The following is a 1,499-nucleotide window of genomic DNA, read 5'->3' as shown; positions in this document are numbered from 1 at the left end:
TTTGGGGTGCCGGTAGATCCCGAGGTGTAGATCACATAGGCGAGATGGCGCGAGGTCAGGCCAAGCGCACGCGGGTCGGGATCCGAGGCCGGCAGCTTCGCCCAGGCCGATGTCGCCGTCTCGAGATCGACCACCGTCAGATCGGCCAGCGCATCGGCGCCCAGCGCGGATCGTCCCGCAGCATCGGCCAGCAACAGTTGCGGCTGCGCATCCTCAAGAACCTGCTTGAGCCGTGCGCACGGATAGGCCGGATCCAACGGCAGATAGGCGCCACCCGCCTTGAGGATTGCAAGCAGCCCCACCACCATCGCCACGCCGCGCTCAAGGCAGATCGCCACAGGCTGGTCCGGCTTCACCCCGAGCCCGATCAGATGATGCGCCAGCCGGTTCGCCCGTGCATTGAGCTCGCCATAGCTCAAGCGCTCGTCCTCATGGACCACCGCCACCGCGTCCGGCGCCTTGGCGACCTGTGCCTCGAACAGCTCATGGATGCACTGCTGCTCGGGATACGGCACCGCCGTCCGGTTCAGCTCCTCCAATAGATATGCGCGCTCGTCGGCCGCCAGCAGCTCAATCCGCCCGACCGCTTGCCGCGCATCGGCCACCATCGCCCGCAGCAGCGCCAGCAGATAGCCTCGCTGCCGCTCGATGCTCGCCTGATCGAACAGCGCCGTGGCATAGCCCAGCGTTCCGGCGATCGCCTCGCCATGCTCGGCAAGGTTCAGCTCCAGATCGAACTTGACCTGATCGAAGCCGTCTGCCGCCGCCTCCACACGCAGCCCAGGAAGATCGAACGCCGGGGCGGCGTTGTTCTGCCAGGCCAGCATCACCTGGAACAACGGCGTGTGATCAAGACGCCGGGGCGGCTGCACGATCTCCACCACCTGCTCAAACGGCAGGTCCTGATGCTCCTGCGCCGCCAAGGCCGTGCGCCGCGTCCGTTTGAGCAGCTCCGCCACGCTCGGCGCGCCCGACAGGTCGAGCCGCAGCGCCAGGGTGTTGACGAAGCAGCCGATCAGCTCCTCGACCTCGCGCCGACCGCGATTGGCGCTCGGCACCCCGATCACAAGGTCGTCCTGCCCCGACAGACGCGACAGCACCGCAGCCCACGCCGCCAGCACCGTCATGAACAAGGTCGTGCCATGCTGCTGGCTCAGCCGCCGCAAGCCCCGCGTCAGATCCGCATCGATCACGACCGCCACACCGGCCCCGGCAAACGACTGCTGTGCCGGCCGCGTCCGGTCGGTCCGCAAGGCCAGACGGGCCGGCGCGCCAGACAGGGCGTTGCGCCAATACTGCGCCTGGTTCGAGAGCCGCTCGCCCGACAGCCACTGCCGTTGCCAGGCGGCATAGTCCGGATACTGGATCACAAGCGGCGGCAGCGGATCGTCGTCTCCGGCCACGAACGCCCGGTACAGCTGACTGAGTTCACGCGCCAACACGCCCAGCGACCAGCCATCCGAGACAATATGATGCTGCGTCAGCAGGAACACGTGCTC

Annotated in this window: 1 protein-coding gene; it reads right to left on the bottom strand. The window is 67.5% G+C overall.

Going from position 1 to position 1,499, the window contains the following annotated elements:
• Positions 1-1,499 (bottom strand): non-ribosomal peptide synthetase (locus tag IVB27_RS01845; protein ID WP_247440930.1); only part of this gene is annotated, 1,499 nt, incomplete at both ends.

Source organism: Bradyrhizobium sp. 197 (assembly GCF_023073375.1).
In the GTDB taxonomy this organism is placed as follows: Bacteria; Pseudomonadota; Alphaproteobacteria; order Rhizobiales; family Xanthobacteraceae; genus Bradyrhizobium.
This window is presented reverse-complemented; position numbering and strand designations above follow the sequence as displayed.